General features: G+C 58.4%; 16 protein-coding genes. 6 read left to right on the top strand and 10 right to left on the bottom strand.

Annotated features, from left to right (window positions below; translation table 11 throughout):
• Positions 1 to 2: 2 nt before the first annotated feature.
• From EU557_RS05430 to EU557_RS05420, 3 genes are all read right to left on the bottom strand, one after another.
• Positions 3 to 581: a nitroreductase family protein gene (locus EU557_RS05430; RefSeq protein ID WP_135529373.1), complete on the bottom strand. Its 579-nt coding sequence runs from the start codon at positions 579 to 581 to the stop codon at positions 3 to 5.
• A gap of 184 nt (positions 582 to 765) precedes the next feature.
• Positions 766 to 1,482 (bottom strand): pirin family protein, encoded by a 717-nt coding sequence (locus EU557_RS05425; RefSeq protein ID WP_135529372.1) that lies wholly within the window; start codon positions 1,480 to 1,482, stop codon positions 766 to 768.
• A gap of 201 nt (positions 1,483 to 1,683) precedes the next feature.
• Positions 1,684 to 3,027: a serine hydrolase gene (locus EU557_RS05420; protein ID WP_135529371.1), complete on the bottom strand. Its 1,344-nt coding sequence runs from the start codon at positions 3,025 to 3,027 to the stop codon at positions 1,684 to 1,686.
• 385 nt (positions 3,028 to 3,412) lie between these two features.
• On the opposite strand from EU557_RS05420, the gene EU557_RS05415 reads away from it, so the two are divergent.
• Positions 3,413 to 4,324, top strand: a complete 912-nt coding sequence (locus tag EU557_RS05415; RefSeq protein WP_135529370.1) for a glutamate--tRNA ligase family protein — start codon at positions 3,413 to 3,415, stop codon at positions 4,322 to 4,324.
• 183 nt (positions 4,325 to 4,507) lie between these two features.
• Positions 4,508 to 6,070 (top strand): alpha/beta fold hydrolase, encoded by a 1,563-nt coding sequence (locus tag EU557_RS05410; protein ID WP_135529369.1) that lies wholly within the window; start codon positions 4,508 to 4,510, stop codon positions 6,068 to 6,070.
• A gap of 108 nt (positions 6,071 to 6,178) precedes the next feature.
• Here EU557_RS05410 and nfi read toward each other — a convergent pair whose 3' ends face one another.
• On the bottom strand, positions 6,179 to 6,865 hold the full coding sequence (nfi, locus tag EU557_RS05405; RefSeq protein WP_135529368.1) for a deoxyribonuclease V: 687 nt from the start codon (positions 6,863 to 6,865) through the stop codon (positions 6,179 to 6,181).
• Positions 6,866 to 7,064: 199 nt separating this feature from the next.
• Here nfi and EU557_RS05400 point away from each other — a divergent pair, with 199 nt between their 5' ends.
• The gene (locus EU557_RS05400) at positions 7,065 to 7,637 is read left to right on the top strand and encodes a DUF1990 family protein (protein ID WP_135529367.1); all 573 of its coding nucleotides are present in this window, start codon (positions 7,065 to 7,067) and stop codon (positions 7,635 to 7,637) included.
• The gene (locus tag EU557_RS05395; RefSeq protein ID WP_210115983.1) at positions 7,630 to 8,358 is read left to right on the top strand and encodes a DUF1990 domain-containing protein; all 729 of its coding nucleotides are present in this window, start codon (positions 7,630 to 7,632) and stop codon (positions 8,356 to 8,358) included. Before EU557_RS05400 ends, EU557_RS05395 begins: the two co-directional genes overlap by 8 nt.
• 271 nt (positions 8,359 to 8,629) lie before the next feature.
• Here the strand turns inward: EU557_RS05395 and EU557_RS05390 are convergent, their stop codons facing one another.
• Together EU557_RS05390 and EU557_RS05385 are read right to left on the bottom strand one after the other, a co-directional pair.
• On the bottom strand, positions 8,630 to 9,580 hold the full coding sequence (locus EU557_RS05390) for a multidrug resistance efflux transporter family protein (protein WP_135529365.1): 951 nt from the start codon (positions 9,578 to 9,580) through the stop codon (positions 8,630 to 8,632).
• A 114-nt stretch (positions 9,581 to 9,694) separates the two neighbouring features.
• Complete coding sequence (locus tag EU557_RS05385; protein ID WP_135529364.1) at positions 9,695 to 10,369, bottom strand: cytochrome b/b6 domain-containing protein; 675 nt, start codon at positions 10,367 to 10,369, stop codon at positions 9,695 to 9,697.
• Positions 10,370 to 10,545: 176 nt separating this feature from the next.
• Between EU557_RS05385 and EU557_RS05380 the strand changes: the two genes are divergently transcribed.
• Positions 10,546 to 11,586, top strand: coding sequence for an NAD(P)-dependent alcohol dehydrogenase (locus EU557_RS05380; RefSeq protein ID WP_135529363.1), 1,041 nt, complete (start codon positions 10,546 to 10,548; stop codon positions 11,584 to 11,586).
• Between the two features lie 151 nt (positions 11,587 to 11,737).
• On the opposite strand, the gene EU557_RS05375 is transcribed toward EU557_RS05380, so the two are convergent.
• From EU557_RS05375 to EU557_RS05360, 4 genes are all read right to left on the bottom strand, one after another.
• Positions 11,738 to 13,279 carry a serine hydrolase gene (locus tag EU557_RS05375; RefSeq protein WP_135529362.1) on the bottom strand — a complete coding sequence of 514 codons (1,542 nt, stop codon included), beginning with the start codon at positions 13,277 to 13,279 and terminating at the stop codon, positions 11,738 to 11,740.
• Positions 13,280 to 13,441: 162 nt separating this feature from the next.
• Complete coding sequence (locus tag EU557_RS05370) at positions 13,442 to 13,867, bottom strand: hypothetical protein (RefSeq protein ID WP_135529361.1); 426 nt, start codon at positions 13,865 to 13,867, stop codon at positions 13,442 to 13,444.
• A gap of 149 nt (positions 13,868 to 14,016) precedes the next feature.
• On the bottom strand, positions 14,017 to 14,505 hold the full coding sequence (locus EU557_RS05365; RefSeq protein ID WP_135529360.1) for a hypothetical protein: 489 nt from the start codon (positions 14,503 to 14,505) through the stop codon (positions 14,017 to 14,019).
• A 153-nt stretch (positions 14,506 to 14,658) separates the two neighbouring features.
• Positions 14,659 to 15,855, bottom strand: a complete 1,197-nt coding sequence (locus EU557_RS05360; RefSeq protein WP_135529359.1) for a pyridoxal phosphate-dependent aminotransferase — start codon at positions 15,853 to 15,855, stop codon at positions 14,659 to 14,661.
• A 302-nt stretch (positions 15,856 to 16,157) separates the two neighbouring features.
• Between EU557_RS05360 and EU557_RS05355 the strand changes: the two genes are divergently transcribed.
• Positions 16,158 to 16,688: a DinB family protein gene (locus tag EU557_RS05355; RefSeq protein WP_135529358.1), complete on the top strand. Its 531-nt coding sequence runs from the start codon at positions 16,158 to 16,160 to the stop codon at positions 16,686 to 16,688.
• Positions 16,689 to 16,693: the final 5 nt, after the last annotated feature.

The following is a 16,693-nucleotide window of genomic DNA, read 5'->3' as shown; positions in this document are numbered from 1 at the left end:
GCTTAGGCGGGTAAGTGTTGGTTGAAGGCAATATCGGCGTGGTGCTTGCGGGAACGTGGGGCTTTCTCGCGGCTCAAGAAGGGCTCTTCCAGCAGCTCGGCTTCGCCGATGTACCCCAGGGCAATGAATACTACGGGTGTCAGGCCTTCCGGCAGCTGAAACACCTCGGCAGTCTTGGCGCGGTCGAAGCCGCCCATAAAGTGGCCGTGCAGATCTAGGGCCGTGGCTTCGGTAATGAGGTTAGCGTTGGCCATGCCCACATCGTGCAGCGCGGCGCCATTGGGCGTGCCGTTGTCGTAGTGCGTCTTAGCCAGGGACAGAATCAGCACAGGCGCATTCTTGGCCCAGGGCTGGTTGCCCGGCAGCAGGCAGTCTACCATTTTCTGGAAGGTTTCCTGGTCGGAGCGGTGGGCGTAGATGTAGCGCCAAGGCTGCTCGTTCATGGCGCTGGGAGCCCAGGAGGCTGCCTCAAACACTTGGTTCAGTGCTTCTTGGTCTACGGGTTTATTGGCGAAAGAGCGGGGGCTCCAGCGCTTGCGGATGTTTTCCTGAACGGGGTACGAAGTGGTTGCGTGTTTCATGGGATAGAAGGCATTCCGGCGCCCTGGCCTGCTAGGCCAGAGCGGGAATGTTCTGATGTAAAATCAATAAAAAGTAGTGGGCAGATAAGCAGCGGTATCATCACCCGAAACCGGGTAGAAATGTTTCACCGCTGCCGCCGGCTCCCAACTGGCCTAGCTAGGCGGCTGACCCATCGGCTAATCGTTAGCGGAGGTCCATGGGTACTTCCATCAGCAGCAGGCGGGTAGCAGAGTCGCCTTTTACGGAGAAGGAAGCTGTATCCCATATCCCAAAGCCGTCGCGGCGGTGCAGGGCCTGGCCAGCCACGGTGGCGTCGCCTTCCAGCACAAACACATACACGCCGTTGCCGGGCTTCTTCACTTGGTACTCAGCCTCAAAGCCAGCGTCGAAGTCGGCTAGGTGGAACCAAGCATCCTGATGAATCCACACGCCTGCGTCGTCGGCATTAGGGGAGAGCACCTGCTGGAAGCGGTTGTGGCGGTCGGCGGCATCAAAAGTCTGCTGGTCGTAGCGGGGCTGCACGTTGCGCTTGTTGGGGAACACCCAGATCTGCAAAAACTTTACTTCCTCGGTCTGGCTATGGTTCTTCTCGCTGTGCGCAATGCCCGTACCGGCGCTCATCACCTGCACGTCGCCGTGGCGGATGATGCCGTAGTTACCGGCGTTATCCTTGTGCTCCAGCGTGCCCGACAATGGAATGCTGATAATTTCCATGTTGTCGTGGGGGTGAGTGCCGAAGCCCATGCCCGCCGCCACGGTATCGTCGTTCAGTACGCGCAGCACGCCAAAGTGCACCCGCTGGGAGTTATTGTAGCCAGCGAAGCTGAACGTATGGTAAGAGTTGAGCCAACCGTGGCTGGCGTGTCCGCGCGTGTTGGCGGTATGGAGGAGCGTTTGCATATCGAGTTAAAATGTGGCCTAGGCCAGTACTAATGATTCAAAGGTATGAATAATATATGTACATACATAGGTTGGCGTCCAAAAGTTCTTTTCCCTGCTATATATATTGTTAGTTGTGGCCTGGGCTTAGTGAGAGTAGAATGTTACTTGCATAAAAAAGCCCTTTCCTCCACAGGAAAGGGCTTTTTATGCAGTTGTTCTTTACTTAGCCAGCACTAGCCGTTTTGTGCTCAGCAGGTAGCCGGCCTTATTAAGCCACTGCACTACATACATGCCCGGCGCTAGGCCAGGTAGTGATACCGTAGTTGTGCCGCCGGTAGCGGGTTGTTTCAGTTGTTCGCGGCCCATTACATCCACCACTCGAAGCTGAGAACCTGCTGGCGTAGCGGCTGGGAGTGTCACGTGGGCAACGCCTGTGGCCGGGTTAGGGTACACCTGCCAGGCACTCGAGGGTACGGCAGTCTTGGCGGCCAGGGTCCGGCACTGCAGTACGGCCATGAAATAGCGCCATAGGTCGGCATCGAAGGAGGAAAGGGCTAGCGTGGGGTTACCGGCATCTTTGCCCTGCCGCACCACTACCAGTCCCAGGCTGGGCACCACGTAAATCTTCTGGTCGTTTTTGCCGAGGGCAGCAATCAGATCGGCGGGAGCGGTTGGAATGATAGGCCCTTGAAAAGTGGTTTGCTGCGGGCCCGGCAGCTTGTGTGAGGGCTGCCCATTGAGCCACCACAGATAGCCGTAGCTGCGGTTGAACGCTTGAGAGGGCGTAGTCATCTGGCGGAAATAGGTGGTGTCGGTCAGGATGCCCGTACCGTTCCACTGCCCACGGGCCAGTATAAATAGCCCAAACCGGGCCATATCGCGCGCCCTACTGTAGTACACGTCGTTCACCCATAGGCCATTCATGCCCAGGCGGCTAGTCAGTTTCTGGGTAGAGTATTGATTCAAGGTGAGGCCACTGGCCCGCGCTACAACATCCTGCAGCAAGCGGTAGGGGCCGGTGTGGTAAGCCCAACGGGTGCCAGCATCGGCGCGATAGGTGAGGCAAGCGGCGGCCGTGCTTTCATTGTCGCAAGGTAGTGGCGGCGTGTCGGTGAGGCCAGTGGTCATGGTGAGCTGGTGGCGTACCGTAATCAGCCGTTCCTTGGCTGCGGGTGCAGAGGACCAGCCGCGGCCCAGCGTGCGCGAGGTGCTATCAGAGAGCCGGAGCAGGCCCTCCTGCTGGGCTAGGCCTATTAGTACCGCCGTCAGCGACTTGCCCGCCGAGGCCCAGTACCACGCAGAGTCGGCGGTGTAGGTGCCGTAGTAGCGCTCCACTACCAGCCGCCCGTCCTTCAGCACCAGAAAACTTTTGGTATTGCGCCGGCCCAGAAAGTTCAGCAAGGAGTCGAGCTGGGGTTGGCACCAGCCCAGGCTTTGGGGCGATGTAGTGGCCCAGGCGCCTCCCGCCGGGCTAGGCGGAAAGTAAAGCGACGTCTGCGCCTGACTGGGGTAGGCCAGCAGCAGCCCAAGTACCAGGAGTAGTCGGAGTAAAGTAGTCCGCATAAGTAGCCGTTTAGGCCTTGACAAGTGGAGAAGCCACAGGTTTAATTAAACATTAAATATACTGTATAAAGGGCTGCGCCCGAGCTATGGTACGCCCCTATAGTGGGGTGGCGTAGCCCCAAGTTGAGAAGGGTGGTGGGGCTCTTAAAATGCGCAGAAAACAAGTGCACTAGGGTTGAGGAGGACTGCCCTAGCTGGGCCTGTCTCGCGCGGCTTAGTAGTGCGTTCCGTAACGTGGTTCTAGGCCAGGTTGATGGTCTTTTCCTTCCTCAGCGGAAGAGGAGAAACCCGCCTTCTGGCGCTTAGGTATGTGCAGAAAGTACTGCTGCTTAACTGCACGCCGTAGATTTGTCTTCTGCTGCACACTTTGCGGCTCGGCCTGCCTATGGACTTTCCGGTTGCTCCTGTTGTTTCGCGCCTGGCGCCCACGCCCAGCGGTTTTTTGCACCTGGGCAACGCCGTTAATTTCACCTTGACCTGGCTGCTGGTGCGTCGGGCTGGCGGGCAGTTACACTTGCGTATTGACGACTTAGACCGCACCCGGTTCCGGCCGGCATACTTGGAGAGCATCTTCCGCACGCTCGATTGGCTTGGCCTCAACTACGACCACGGCCCCACCGGCCCCGATGATTTCGAGCAGCACTACTCCCAGCGGCACTTCCTAGGCCAGTACGAAGCGGCCTTGCAGGCCGCATCGGCCGCGCACCCCGGCCTGTTTTACAGCTGCCGCTGCTCCCGCACCGAGCTGGCCCGCTTAGCTCTGCCTGATGGCCGCTATCCGGGCACTTGCCGCCTGGTAGAGTTACCTACTGAAGCGGCTGATACCGCCTGGCGCGCCTATGTACCAGAAACCACCCAAATAGCCTTCCCCGACCTTTGGCAGGGGCCCGTAGCTGTGCCGCTAGGCCAGGTGCTGGGCGATTTTGTGGTGCGTAAGAAAGACGGAGTTGCCGCGTATCAGGTAGCCTCGGTGCTGGATGATTTGCGGCTGGGCACCACCCTCATTGTACGGGGCCTAGACTTACTGCCCAGCACGGCGGCCCAACTTTGGCTAAGCCAGTATCTGCCCCAGGCGCAGCAGTTCTACCAGATGCAATTCCTGCACCACGGCTTGCTGCTGGATGCGCAGGGGCAAAAGCTTTCTAAATCAACCCAAGCCGGCCACCAGCGCGGCATTATGGAAGAAGCCAGCGGCCCGCAGGTGGTATATGCTGCCGTGACACGGGTGCTAGGCCTGCCAGCAGAAGCGGGAGAGTCGTTGGAGAGCTTGCAAGCAGCCCTGGAAAGGCTTGGCTAGTACTAGGGCGCTTTCATACTGAAGCTCTGCAGAAGTATATCCTGCTAACTATCAATAACGTGCCTGGTTAACTTAAATGAAGAAAAAATTAATTGTATACAGTACCTTGCTTTGCATAGTACAGCGTGTAATTTTAGTTCGTTGTCCGTTTCACGGTTCTTAACTACACTTTTCAATATTGCTATGCTCTCCGCACCTGTAGTCCGAGTGTTTCTGTTTATGCTGCTGTGTGGCCTAGGCTACACTGTTCAGGCTGAGTCTGGTTTTGCCGGGCTTGTAGCTGGAAAGCACCACGTAGGTGTGCGCATTGTGCAGCAGTATGATTATGCGCGGGGCTACAAAGGCAGCACCGATCTGGTCACGGGAAAGCCAACTACCGGGGAGCGGGCACGGCCAATTCAAACGCTGGTGTGGTATCCCGCTCAGAAAGGAGGCACCCCCATCCGCTATGCCGATTATGTGCGCTCAGAAGCCACCGACGAGAACTTTACCCTTGCCGAAGCCGAAGCGGATGCGTTTTTAGCCAGCAAACGCCAATGGTTTGACGCGAAGGTGGGGCCAAAACAAGCGCAAGCCCTGCTCAATCAGCGCATGTGGGCTGTGCGCAATGCCCCAGCCGCCGCCGGCAAGTTCCCGGTAGTTATTTACGCTGCCGGTGGTGGTGGAACAGCCTACGAAAACGCCGACCTGTGCGAATATCTAGCCAGCCAAGGCTATCTGGTGCTGGCCAGCCGCAACCTAGGCACCCGCACCCGCACCCTAAACATCGACGAGCAAGGCCTTGAAAGCACCGCCCGCGATATTGAGTTTCTGCTGGCATATGCCCAAACATTGCCCCAGGCCGATATGGCCCACATAGCTGTCGTCGGCTGGAGCTGGGGTGGCCTAGCCAATGCCTTGGTTGCCTCCCAAGATTCTCGCGTCAAGGCACTGGTCAGCTTCGACGGTACCCAGCAGCGGGAATTCGCCCAGGCAGTATCACGCACGCAACTTAACGTGCCATGGCTGTACGTGCAGCGCCGTCCTGAATCGGTGCGGGAGCTGAGCGCCAACGGAATGGAAACTTCGTCTATTCTGCTCAACGAGGCCAAATATGCTGACCTGTACCACGTGGTGATGAACCCCATGGAGCACCCCGACTTTATGTCGTTAGGCCTGCGCGCGGCTCAGCAACAACTATCCAAGGACTATTCCCGAGCTGAAGTGGAAAAGGCGTATTACTGGACCTGCCAATACACGCTACACTTCCTGAACGCCAACTTAAAAGGTGATGCCACCGGCCGCCAGTTTCTGGACCGCACGCCCACGCAGAATGGCGTGCCGGCCCACATGGCCCGCCAGTACCACTTGCCCGCCCAGCTGGGCCCGGCGCCCACACAGGCTGGCTTTGCGGCCGCGCTGGCTACAGAGGGCTTTGGGCACGCGTTGGAAATTTACCGCCGGATGCAACAGCAAGATGCTTCATTTACCCTCTCCGAAGGGACTATCAATACCTGGGGCTACCAGCTAATGCGCAACGCCCACGACCTACCGGCTGCGCTGGCCATCTTCCGCCTCGGCACCGAGCTGTACCCCACCAGCTTCAATCTTTTTGATAGCCTAGCGGAGGCCGATGAGCACAACCAAGACACCGCTTCGGCCATTGCGCACTACCGCCGCTCACTGGAGCTGAACCCGCAGAACACCAATGCAACGCAACGCCTGAGAGTACTTGGCGCTACTGCAACTGGCTCTGCCAGTAAGTAGTCTTGTTAAGGTATTAAGGGCCTTTTTGAGTGGTCGTCGGGTTGTGCTGGCCGAGAACGGTGTAGCACTAGATTTGCTGAACTAGCCAAAAGAAGTGCGGTAACTTAGTTACCGCACTTCTTTTTTAAATTCTTCGGCCCAATGGTCGGCGAGGCGGGTGGGCTCGGGGAGCTTGTAGCCGCGCAGGCAGGCCAAGGTCAGGCGGGTGGCGGTGGCCTGGTCGCAGCGGTGGCCGGGGCTCACAAACAGCGGATTTACCTTGTCTTTGCTACGGATTACCTCACCCAGCAGGTCGCCGTTCTTATCTGTGAGGGGAGAAATGCTGCCCTTGGTCAGGCCGGGCTCGTGGTAGTTGCCGGTTAGCTTCTGCTTGGCTACCCCAAAAGTGGGCTTGTCGAGCAGCACGCCCAAGTGCGCGGCAATGCCCATGCGGCGTGGGTGCGCAATGCCGTGGCCGTCCACCATTATCACATCAGGCTTCTGCTGGAGCTTCTCGTAGGCCAGTACCACGTTGGGTGCTTCGCGGAAAGAAAGCAGCCCCGGAATGTAGGGCAGCTCCACTACGCTGGTAGAGTACACTTTCTCCACGATTTCCAGTGTGGGGTAGCGCAGCAGCACAAACACCGACAGGATGGTTTCGGGCGTGGGAAACGACGAGTCGCAGCCGGCAATAAAAGTGGGCTCGGCGGCCAGCGGCTCCTGGCGTACGCGGCTGCGCATGTCTTCCTGCAAGCGCGTGAGGTCTCTGACGATGGTGGGGTCAGCGGGGGGAGTGTAGGGACGGAAGTAGGGCATAGGGGCACGGAAAGGGGGAGCATAGAAGTGTACTGCTGGAAGGCCACGCAGGTTCTTTGTTCAGCGCAGCGGTCTTGAAAAAACAAGCTCATCAGCCAACGCGAAAGAAGTGGTAGGCCACTTTGCCCAACAGCCGGGCATTAACCCCGGCTTCGGCGGCTACGTTAGTGGCCTACAGACTCTCTGCACTCTCCCTGCTATGACCAACAAACCCGAGCAACCCGCCCACACCGGCAGCGGCCCCTTCTTTGAGCGGCGCTACTGGGTTGATGTGCAGCACCCGCGCCAACCGGCCCCGGAGCTGTTTCGCAACGTAAAAGACAACATTCCGGAGTACTCACCCGACCTGCTGGCCGACTTCAAAAAAGAGAAAGGCCAGGAGCACGAACTGAATGTGGATGATGAGTTTAGCATCAAGATTCTGGGCCCCTGGAACGGAGATGTGCGCGTTTCCGAGATAGGAGCCGATTACTTTGAGCTGGTAACGCTGGAAAACCATCCTGAAGCGGGTCGCATTCGGTTTATACTGTGCCCCCATCCGTCGCTACCCGATACCATTCGCTTCGAGATTCACTCCTGGGCCCGCTCCCGCGACGGCCTCGTGGCCTTCACCTACGACACCCTGGGCATGGGCAAGCGCGTGCAGCAGCAAACCTGGGAAACCTTTTGCCAGCGTGTGGGCGAGAAAAGCGGCGGCCTCTTGTTGGGCCCGGTGCACGTAGAGACGGTAAAGCAGTCCGACTCGGAAACCAATGTCTCGCGCGATGCCTAACCAAGCTCCACTCTATGAGCGCCAAAAAGCTCGCCTAGAGGCCTACGCCAACGCCGGCGTCAACTTTGACCTTGAGCGCACCGCCGACTATACGCCCGAGAACGGCTGGCGCGTAGACGACTACGAAACGGAGCTGCCCGCCGAGCAGCCGGGCCCCCCGGCTGCGCAAGGCTCTTGGGCGGCGGCCCGCGAGGTACTACGCAACTACACCTTTCCGCCCCCCAATCTTATTACCGGCATCTTCCTGCCCGATCAGCCCCTGGAGCAACGCGTGATGGTGCTGCGGGGGCAGTTTTTGTTCTTCACCTTCTGGTTTGGGGTGCGCATTGGAGGCGTTACGGATGAGCAGCGCACCCTGCCCAACGGCGAGACCGAGCAGGTGTGGGGGTATAACTACCGCACTCTGGAAGGCCACTTTGAGCGTGGGCAGATTGACTTCACCATCCACAAAAACCTCGTTACGGGCCGGATTATCTTTCACATTCACGCCTTCTCCCAAACCGGCCGCATCCGTAACCCTTTCTACTGGATTGGCTTCCGGCTGTTTGGGCGCATGCTCCAGAAGCGGTTCTCCCAGCAATCAATGAAGCGGCTGCGGGCTCAGGTGGAGGAAATGCTGCAGAAAGGGTGGCAAACCCCCAACACCCAGGAGGCGCCGCCAGTGCAGCAAGCCGCAACGCAGCACGACGCCCAGGAACAGATGGACAAAGCCACTTCCTAGGCTGAGAGGACAACTAAAATTTGATCGTCCTGTCAAGTGGAGTCGAGACTTTTCGCGTGCTAAGGCAAGAACGATGTAGAGACGTAACATCTTGCGTCTCATCGTTGCTAAGGTTGTTAAGCCTGCCCAGTTCTAGGCCTGTCATTCTAACCGGAGATTCCAACTGTTGCGTTTCTACATCGTTCTTGCCTCAGCACGCGAGATGCCTCGACAAGCTTGACACGACGTTTTCTCTCGTGTATCGCCAACGCCGCGTAGGCCACTCCTGCCGCTACCGCAAGCGGGCGTACAGGCCAATGCCCAGCACTACCAGCGCCATGCCTAACCAGCTGATGGGCGAAGGGAGCGGCGCGCCCAGCAGCGTAACCTCCAGGGCTACCGTGGCCAGCAGCTCCACCGACTGGGTTGCCTCCACCGCCCCAAGCAGCGGGGCATTGTTGCCCACCAGCGCCAGGGCGTAGTAAAACAAGCTAGTGGCCAATACCCCGGCCAGCAGTGCAATAATGAAGGTGTAGCGCCACTGCTCGGGTGTAGGCCCTGGGCCCGTGGCTAGACCTATCCCCGACAGCACCGCCCAAAAAGGTAGGCTCCCAAGCGTGAGACCCAGCACCATCTGGCCAGCGTTCAGGCGCACCGGCTGCGTTTCCAGAAACACTAAAATCTTACGGTTGGCCAGTGGGTACAGGAACGTAGATAGCACCGTTAGGCCAAACCCTAGCAGGGCGCCTGCGGAAAACCCCTGGCGGAGATTATCAGCCTGCATGAGCACAATGCCCACTACCACCAACGAAGCCAGACGCAGGGCCCGGAAGTTGAGCGGGGCGCGGTGGTCGTGGTACACGAAGGGCGTAATCAGCAAGCCAGAGAGAAGTACCAGCTGAAACGAGCCTGCCACCAGCCAGGCCGGGCTGAACTGCGCCGCCACGGCCACCAGTGAGTAAAAGAGCCCCACGCCAATAGTGCCCCACAGTACCCACGTAGGCCAGGTGCTGCGCCAAAAACGCCAGAAGGCCGGCCACTGCCCACGCACCAGTAGCCACCCCGTGAGCAGCACCGCCATGTAGCAATAGCGCAGCACCGCCGTCCAGACCCAAGAGCCGCCGCTGGTGGCCATGAGCCGGTTTAGCAGAAAGGTGGAGGAGAAGAGGCAAGCTCCCAGCGTGCCCAGCACAATAGCCCGCCAAGCGGTAGGAGAAGGAGGTGAGGCAGTAGAAACAGTCATGAATACCTGCGCGCCGCAGAAGACGCTCGGAACAAAGCAACAGAAAATAAAGAAGCCCACGGCCGCCAGCACTGACGGACCGTGGGCTGTAAGCAGGCCGCTAGGCCAGGTGCGCTACACGTTTTCAGCCGGTCCGCCGCCGTGAATCATGTCGGAGACAATGCCGCGGTTCTTGGTAACCTCGGCGTACACCACTCCCACCAGGTGGCCAACAGTAAAGGCTATGACCAGGTACATGGTAAAGTTGTGCACCTCTTTTACGGTATGCTCCAGGCGGTGCAGAAACTCCACATCATCGGCGTAAATGAGCACCAGCCCAGTAACCACCATCACCACCAGCATGAGGTAAAAAGCCAGGTAGGAGTACTTCACCAGCAAGGAGTGGCGGGCATCCTGCAAATCGGAGCCACGCTGCCGGAAAATCTGCCGGGCCACGCGCAGCTTCACCCCAAAGCGCTGGGCGCCTTTCTGCACCATCTCCACCGCTACGCGCAGTACCAGCAGGGCCGTTAGGGCCACGCCCAGACCAATGTGCCAGTCCCAGATGCGGTGCGATACAATGCGGGTGAGGCCGCGCTCTTGCTCACGCGAGAACGTGACGCCTTCTTTGCTGAGTACTTTTTGAAACTCCGGCCCTGCGGTTTTCATCTTCACAATCACGAAGAGAAATAGAATCGTAATCAGCAGCCCTGAGACTACGGCGGCGTTGGCCCAGTGCCAGAGGCGCAGGCCTAGCGAGTTGCGTTTCAGGCCGGTTATGGGTGATGCTTGTTGGGTTTGGGGAGCCATGAGTAGGAAAAAGAGGGGAGTGGCAGCGGGTGGTAAGGTACAGCACTACGCGGAGTTACGCCAGGCAAACACAGCTATTCGGCCTGTGGGGTTGCAGCACCGCCCAAACCTTATTGCCTGTAGCCCGGTTTAGAGGCTTCGCACTGTTTTTTGCTCTTCCTCTACAACCAACTAGTATGACTGATGCTAAAGGCTACGCGGCTCCGGCCGTAAATGAGCCCCTCGTACCCTTCGATTTCCAGCGCCGCGACGTGGGCGCCCACGATGTGCGCATCGAAATTCTCTACTGCGGCGTGTGCCACTCCGACCTGCACCAGGTGCGCGACGAGTGGGGCGGCTCCATCTTCCCCATGGTACCGGGCCACGAGATTGTGGGCCGCGTGGTAGAAGTGGGCGCGCACGTAAAAGGCTTTAAAGCCGGTGACCTGGCCGGCGTGGGCTGCATGGTAAACTCCTGCCAGCACTGCCCCGAGTGCAACGAAGGCCTGGAGCAGTACTGCGACGAAGGCTTCGTGGGCACCTACGGTGCCCAGGACCGCGACAGCACCGTGACCTACGGCGGCTACTCTAACCACGTGGTAGTAACCGAGAAATTTGTGCTGCACGTATCCGAGAAACTCGATTTGGCTCGCGTGGCACCGCTGCTGTGCGCTGGCATCACCACCTGGTCGCCGCTGCGCCAGTGGAAGGCCAAGGCCGGCGACCGGGTAGCCGTAATGGGCTTGGGTGGCCTAGGCCACATGGCCGTGAAGTTTGCCGCCGCTTTGGGCTGCGAAGTAACGGTGTTCAGCACCTCGCCTAACAAAGAGGCTGACGCCCGCGCCCTGGGCGCCCACAAATTCGTGGTAAGCAAAGACCAGGAGTCGATGAAATCGGTGTCGAACTACTTCGACCTGATCATCAACACCGTGTCGGCTACCATGGACCTCACGCCCTACATCAGCACCCTGCGCCTCGATGGCACGATGGTGCTCCTCGGTGTTCCGCCAGAAGCTCCCCAACTGCACGCCTTCAACCTCATTGCCAAGCGCCGCCGCATTGCCGGCTCGCTGATTGGTGGCATCCAGGAAACCCAGGAAATGCTGGACTTCTGCGCCGAGCACAACGTGATGTCGGACGTGGAAGTGATTCCCATGAACTACATCAACGAGGCCTACGAGCGCATGCTCAAGTCCGACGTGAAGTACCGCTTCGTGCTGGATCTGGCTACTATTTAAGAAATAGGATATGGCTGCAATAGCCCCCGTCCTGTCTCGACAAGCTCGACAGGACGTTCTATAGGTAGTTGTGTAAGTCATAAAAAAGCTGGCTCACCCTTCGCAGTTGAAGGGTGAGCCAGCTTTTTCGTTACAGCAGTGGCCTACACTACTAGAGCTTTCCGAACACGTACGGGTCGTACTCCACGTAGTCGTTTACGCGCAGCTCTACGTTCTTCACTTTGCCGCCTTCTACTTCAAACTTGGCGGGCATTACCCCAAATACCAGGTCCGAATACGTCGTTCGGAACTCCTGGCCATCCATATAGTCGAGGGTGGCGGTGAGGCCTGGGTGGGTCGGAAACTGAATCAGAAGCTGCTTGCCTTTCTGGCTGATGGTGATGTGGCCGAACAGCTTGTTCTCGAACTCGCCAACGTAGGCGCTCAGCGGCAAAGCGGGCTTGTTCTTTTTAGCAACCCGGGCTGCTAGCGCCTTGGTTGGATCAACTTGGGTAGCCTCATACGCCTGCTTGCGCTTTAAGCCTTGGGCGCTACGGTCTACGTACGGTACGCCCAGGTAGCTGTCGAGCAGCTGGTAGCGCAGCAGCTCAAAGAAGCTCTGGTTGTCGTTGTTGGTGAGAATGGCAATGCCTAGGCCAGCTTCGGGCACAAAGCACACATTGCTCACTTGCCCCGAGGCCCCGCCGGTGTGCCAGAACGTTTGCTGGCCGTTGTAGTCGGTGGCCTCCACACCCAGGCCATAGGTGGTGAAGTGCGTAGGATAGATAGTTGATTTACGGCCGCTGATAATCGTGTTGGCGTCGCGGGTTTTGCGCAGTGCTGCCCAGGGCATCACCTGCTTGCCCTCGTAGCGGCCACTATCCAGCTGGAAACGCAACCACTTGCCCAGGTCCGTTACGTTTGACACTATGCTGGCACAAGGGCCCATGTTGTCCCAGTTGTCAAACGGCACTTTTGCCAGCGGCCCGAAGGTGTTGGAATACGCCTGAGAAATGTTAGGCCGTTGCGCAAAATTCGCCCCAGATACGAACGTGTTGCTCATACCCAGCGGCTGCAGAAAATTCTGCTGCACGTAACTCTCCCAGGAGGTACCGCCGGTGGCGGCGGGTATTACCTCGCCCGCGGCCACAAAGCCGGAGTTGCTGTAGCCATAGTCGCGCCGAAACTGGCCGCCGGGCTTCATCAGCCGCATGCGCCGCACAATTTCGCCCCGCTCCAGATTAGACTTAAAGAAAGAGAAGTCGCCCTGAAAAGTCTTAAAGCCAAAGTGGTGGCTCATTAGGTCGCGCACCGTGACCATTTGCGAGGCCAGCGAGTCGTAGAGCCGGTAGTCGGGCAGGTACTTGGTTACTTTCTCCTCCAGGCTAATCTTCTTTTCTCCATCTAGCTTAGCCAGTGCCGTACCCGTGAAAAGCTTGGTGTTGGAGGCAATCATGAACAAAGTGTTGGCATCTACGGGCTCAGGCTTGCCCACTTCACGCACGCCGTAGCCTTTCTGCACTACCACTTTTCCGTCTTTCACCACCACTATGGCTAGCCCAGGAATCTGCCATTGGCGCATGCCGCGCCGGATGTAGCTATCGAGACTGTCGGTTACGAAACGGTTGGGGGAGGAGGTAGTTTGAGCCTGTGCCAACGTACCCAGCAAGAGGACGCCCGCCACCAGGCCAGTCCGAAGAAAAGAAAAATTCATAGTGAGGAATAGAGAAGCTGTCAGCCGCCGATGGCCGCGTCAGAAAAGCTTAAAGCTAACAGCCCACCGCCAGACTCCCACGGGCCACAAGCCTATTCCTCCTTTCAAGAAGTGCTAAAAGCTGCTAGCCTCTATCTCAACGTCGCGTAACAAGTGAAGCAGTTACTTACTCAGTACCACGCACTCATGCACTGGCGGAAGCTCTAGCAGTTGGCCGTTTAAGGTAAAACGTATTTGTTTCAGGTACACACCATCGCACCGGTCGTTTCTCTCTTTGAACTCCAGCTCCGTATTCCGCACTTCAAATGTGCGTTGGCTAGCCGGCACCACAATCCGGTAGCCAGGCCAGGGCGTTTGGCCGCCCACAACTTTTCCCAGATACAGCTGCAGGCTATTAGGTGGCATAGGATAGATGGTGAGAATTTGCCCACTCGGAGAAGGTCGGGTACCCGGCAGCGCCTGTCGAAACGTGTCGAGGGGCTGGGTCAGATCAGAATTGGCGTAGACTACAGCATAGGCTGTTTGTACCTCCTGCTTGCGAAATCCGCGTCCGCCTGCTGTAGTGTCGGTGTCAAACCGAAAGAGCAAGAAAGCATGGTTCTCCGTAGGCACATCCCAGCAGCAACTCGTTGCCAATATACTAATGACCCCAAGTGCCAACAGGTTGCGAAAAGAATGCGTAACTATCTGCATAGGCCTAGGAGACAAAGAACTAGCACGAGGTTGCACGCCGGCGCCTACTCTTTCTCCACGGGGTACCGGAACGTGCCTTCCATGGTGAACCGCTTGCCGCCGCGGCCCGATTCGCAAACGGTGCAGCGGTAGGAGCCAGCCAGCCAATGCTTCTCGCCATTCACGGCCGTGATGGTTACCGAGCCGGGGTTGTCGGGGCAGGATTTAGAATAGGCGGCTGTGCTGCCGAAGCGGTACGAGGCGTCGCGGTTGCGGCCACTCAGAATTTCCTGGAAGCTATAGGTGCCGGCCTGAATGGGAAACCGGTCAATCAGAATGGTAAGGCCTTCCCCATCGGGGTCGTCGGCCCGAATGATAGAAAGGCGCAATGTGCGCGTATCGCTGAGAAAAAAGCGGGAGCTGGTAGTGTCGGTAGCTACCACCTGCCCATTAATGCGCAACGTGAGCAAACGAGCCGAACCAGAATCTTGGCGACCGGGACCAGCCGCCGCACCTAGCAGCGGCAGAAACAAGAGAGGGAGAAAGCGCTTCATGGCCGAAAACAGGCAATAATCAGCCCAGAAGATAGTAGGTTTTACAGAACGTCCTGCTGAGCACAGTCGAAGCATTTTGCTCGCGCCGCTCAGCAGGACGTTCTTCTTTACTATTCGCTATTTATTAGGGCTGTGGCAGTCTTCCTGTACTCATTATTCCCAGCGGCCGGGGTACTCGCGCAGGGCCACTTCCAGGCAGTCCATGGCCCGGTTGATGACGTCTTGATTTACTACGTAGGCCATGCGCATCTGCTGGCGCCCTAGGCCAGGGGTAGCGTAAAAGCCCGAAGCCGGCGACACCATAAGCGTTTCGTTGCGGTACGAGAACTTCTCCAGCAGCCATTTCGCAAACAGATCGGCGTCGTCTACGGGCAGGTGGCAGAGCACGTAGAACGCGCCGCGCGGCAGGGGGCATTGCACGCCGGGCATACCGCGCAGGCGGCTTACCATCAGGTCGCGGCGGGCTAGGTACTCCGCCTTGGTATGGTCGAAGTAGTCCTCGGGCAAGTCGGCGGCGGCTTCGGCCAGCAGCTGGCCTAGGCCAGGCGGGCAAACCCGCAGCTGAGCCAACTTGAACACAATGTCGCGGAGAGCCTTGTTCTTGGTTACAAATGCTCCAATACGAGCTCCGCAGGCACTGTAGCGCTTCGAGATGGTGTCAAGGAGCACAATGTGGTCGTCGGCGCCTTGCAAGTGCAGGGCACTGGTAAAATCAGCATCGTAGCAAAACTCCCGGTAGGCCTCATCGGAGAGCAGAAACAGGTTGTGGCGCACGCATAGGTCCTTGATCTGCTCCAGCTCCGCACGGCTGTACACGTAGCCGGTGGGGTTGTTGGGGCTGCAGATGAGGATAGCCTTAGTGCGCGGCGTGATCTTGCGCTCAAATTCCTCAATGGGAGGCAGCGCAAAGTCATTTTCAATATGCGAAGCCACGGCCACCACGTGCGTGCCAGTTGAAATGGCAAACGCGTTGTAAGGCCCGTAAAAAGGCTCGGGCACAATAAACTCGTCGCCGGGGTTGAGGCAGGCCAGTAGCGCAAAAGAAATGGATTCGCTGCCGCCCGTGGTCACCAGAATATCCTCCGCGGTTACATCCAGGCCCAGGTTCTGGTAATAGCCCGCCAGCTTTTGACGGTAGCTCACCGTGCCCGCCGTAGGCCCATACTCCAGCACCCGGATATCCGCCTGCTGCACCGCCGCCAACATGGAGGGGGGCGTTTCAATATCGGGCTGCCCGATGTTGAGTGGATGCACGATGATTCCGCGCTGACGAGCGGCATCGGCGAACGGACTGAGTTTGCGGTAAGGGGAGGCTGGCAACGCCACGCCACGCTGCGAAAGTTGAAGCATGGCCTTAAAGTTAAGCCCTCACCCTCTAACCAGCTTCTTTTCCATGAAACTAATGTAGCCTAACAGGCAGCCGTACGGCTCAAACGAGAACGTGTTGAGGCAGTTGAAGTGGCCTAGCGCCACTACTTGAGTGCCCCATCAGGCTGAAGGAGGGCCCTGATGCGTGTGACCAACTGGCCTAGCGCCCTAGCCTTGATAATAAGGTAGAATGCCGCCTATGTTAGGAGGATGTGTAAGTGCATGGCGTAACCGAACCTCCTAAAACTCCGCAACCCGCGCCCCACTTCAGCGGTTACTGCTGCATGACTCCCGCTACTCTCCCCGAAGTTTGGCTGCGTGGCCCGCTGCCCGATGTGCCGCCGCTGCTCCAGCCACTAGCCCACGCCCTGCTCCAGGCCCGCGAGGAAGTAACTGCTGCCCTAGGCCACTTCCCCGACGAGCTGCTGGCGGCCCGCCCAGCCGGTGTGGCTTCCGTAGGCTTTCACCTGCGCCACTTGGCCGGGGTGCTAGATCGGATGCAGACTTATGCTCGCCAGCAGCCGCTATCGGAGGAGCAGTTCCGCTACCTCGCCGCGGAGAAAGATGGCCCCACTGTGCCAGGCACTGCAGATACTACGGCCGCACTAGTAGAACGCTTCCAGGAAGCGGTAGAGCACATGCTGCACACGTTGCGCACTACGCCGGAGGAAATATTGCCGGAGTTTCGGCCCGTTGGGCGACAGGCGCTGCCCAGCACCGTGGTAGGCCTGCTGACCCACGCCACCGAGCATACCACTCGGCACGTAGGCCAGTTGCTCGTGACGGCGCGGGTGGCGCAGGCCGGTATTCTTTAACAGGC

The sequence above is a fragment of the Hymenobacter wooponensis genome, from assembly GCF_004745865.1.
GTDB classification, from domain to species: Bacteria; Bacteroidota; Bacteroidia; order Cytophagales; family Hymenobacteraceae; genus Hymenobacter; species Hymenobacter wooponensis.
The sequence above is the reverse complement of the archived record's forward strand: the minus strand, read 5'-3'. Positions and strand labels throughout refer to the sequence as shown.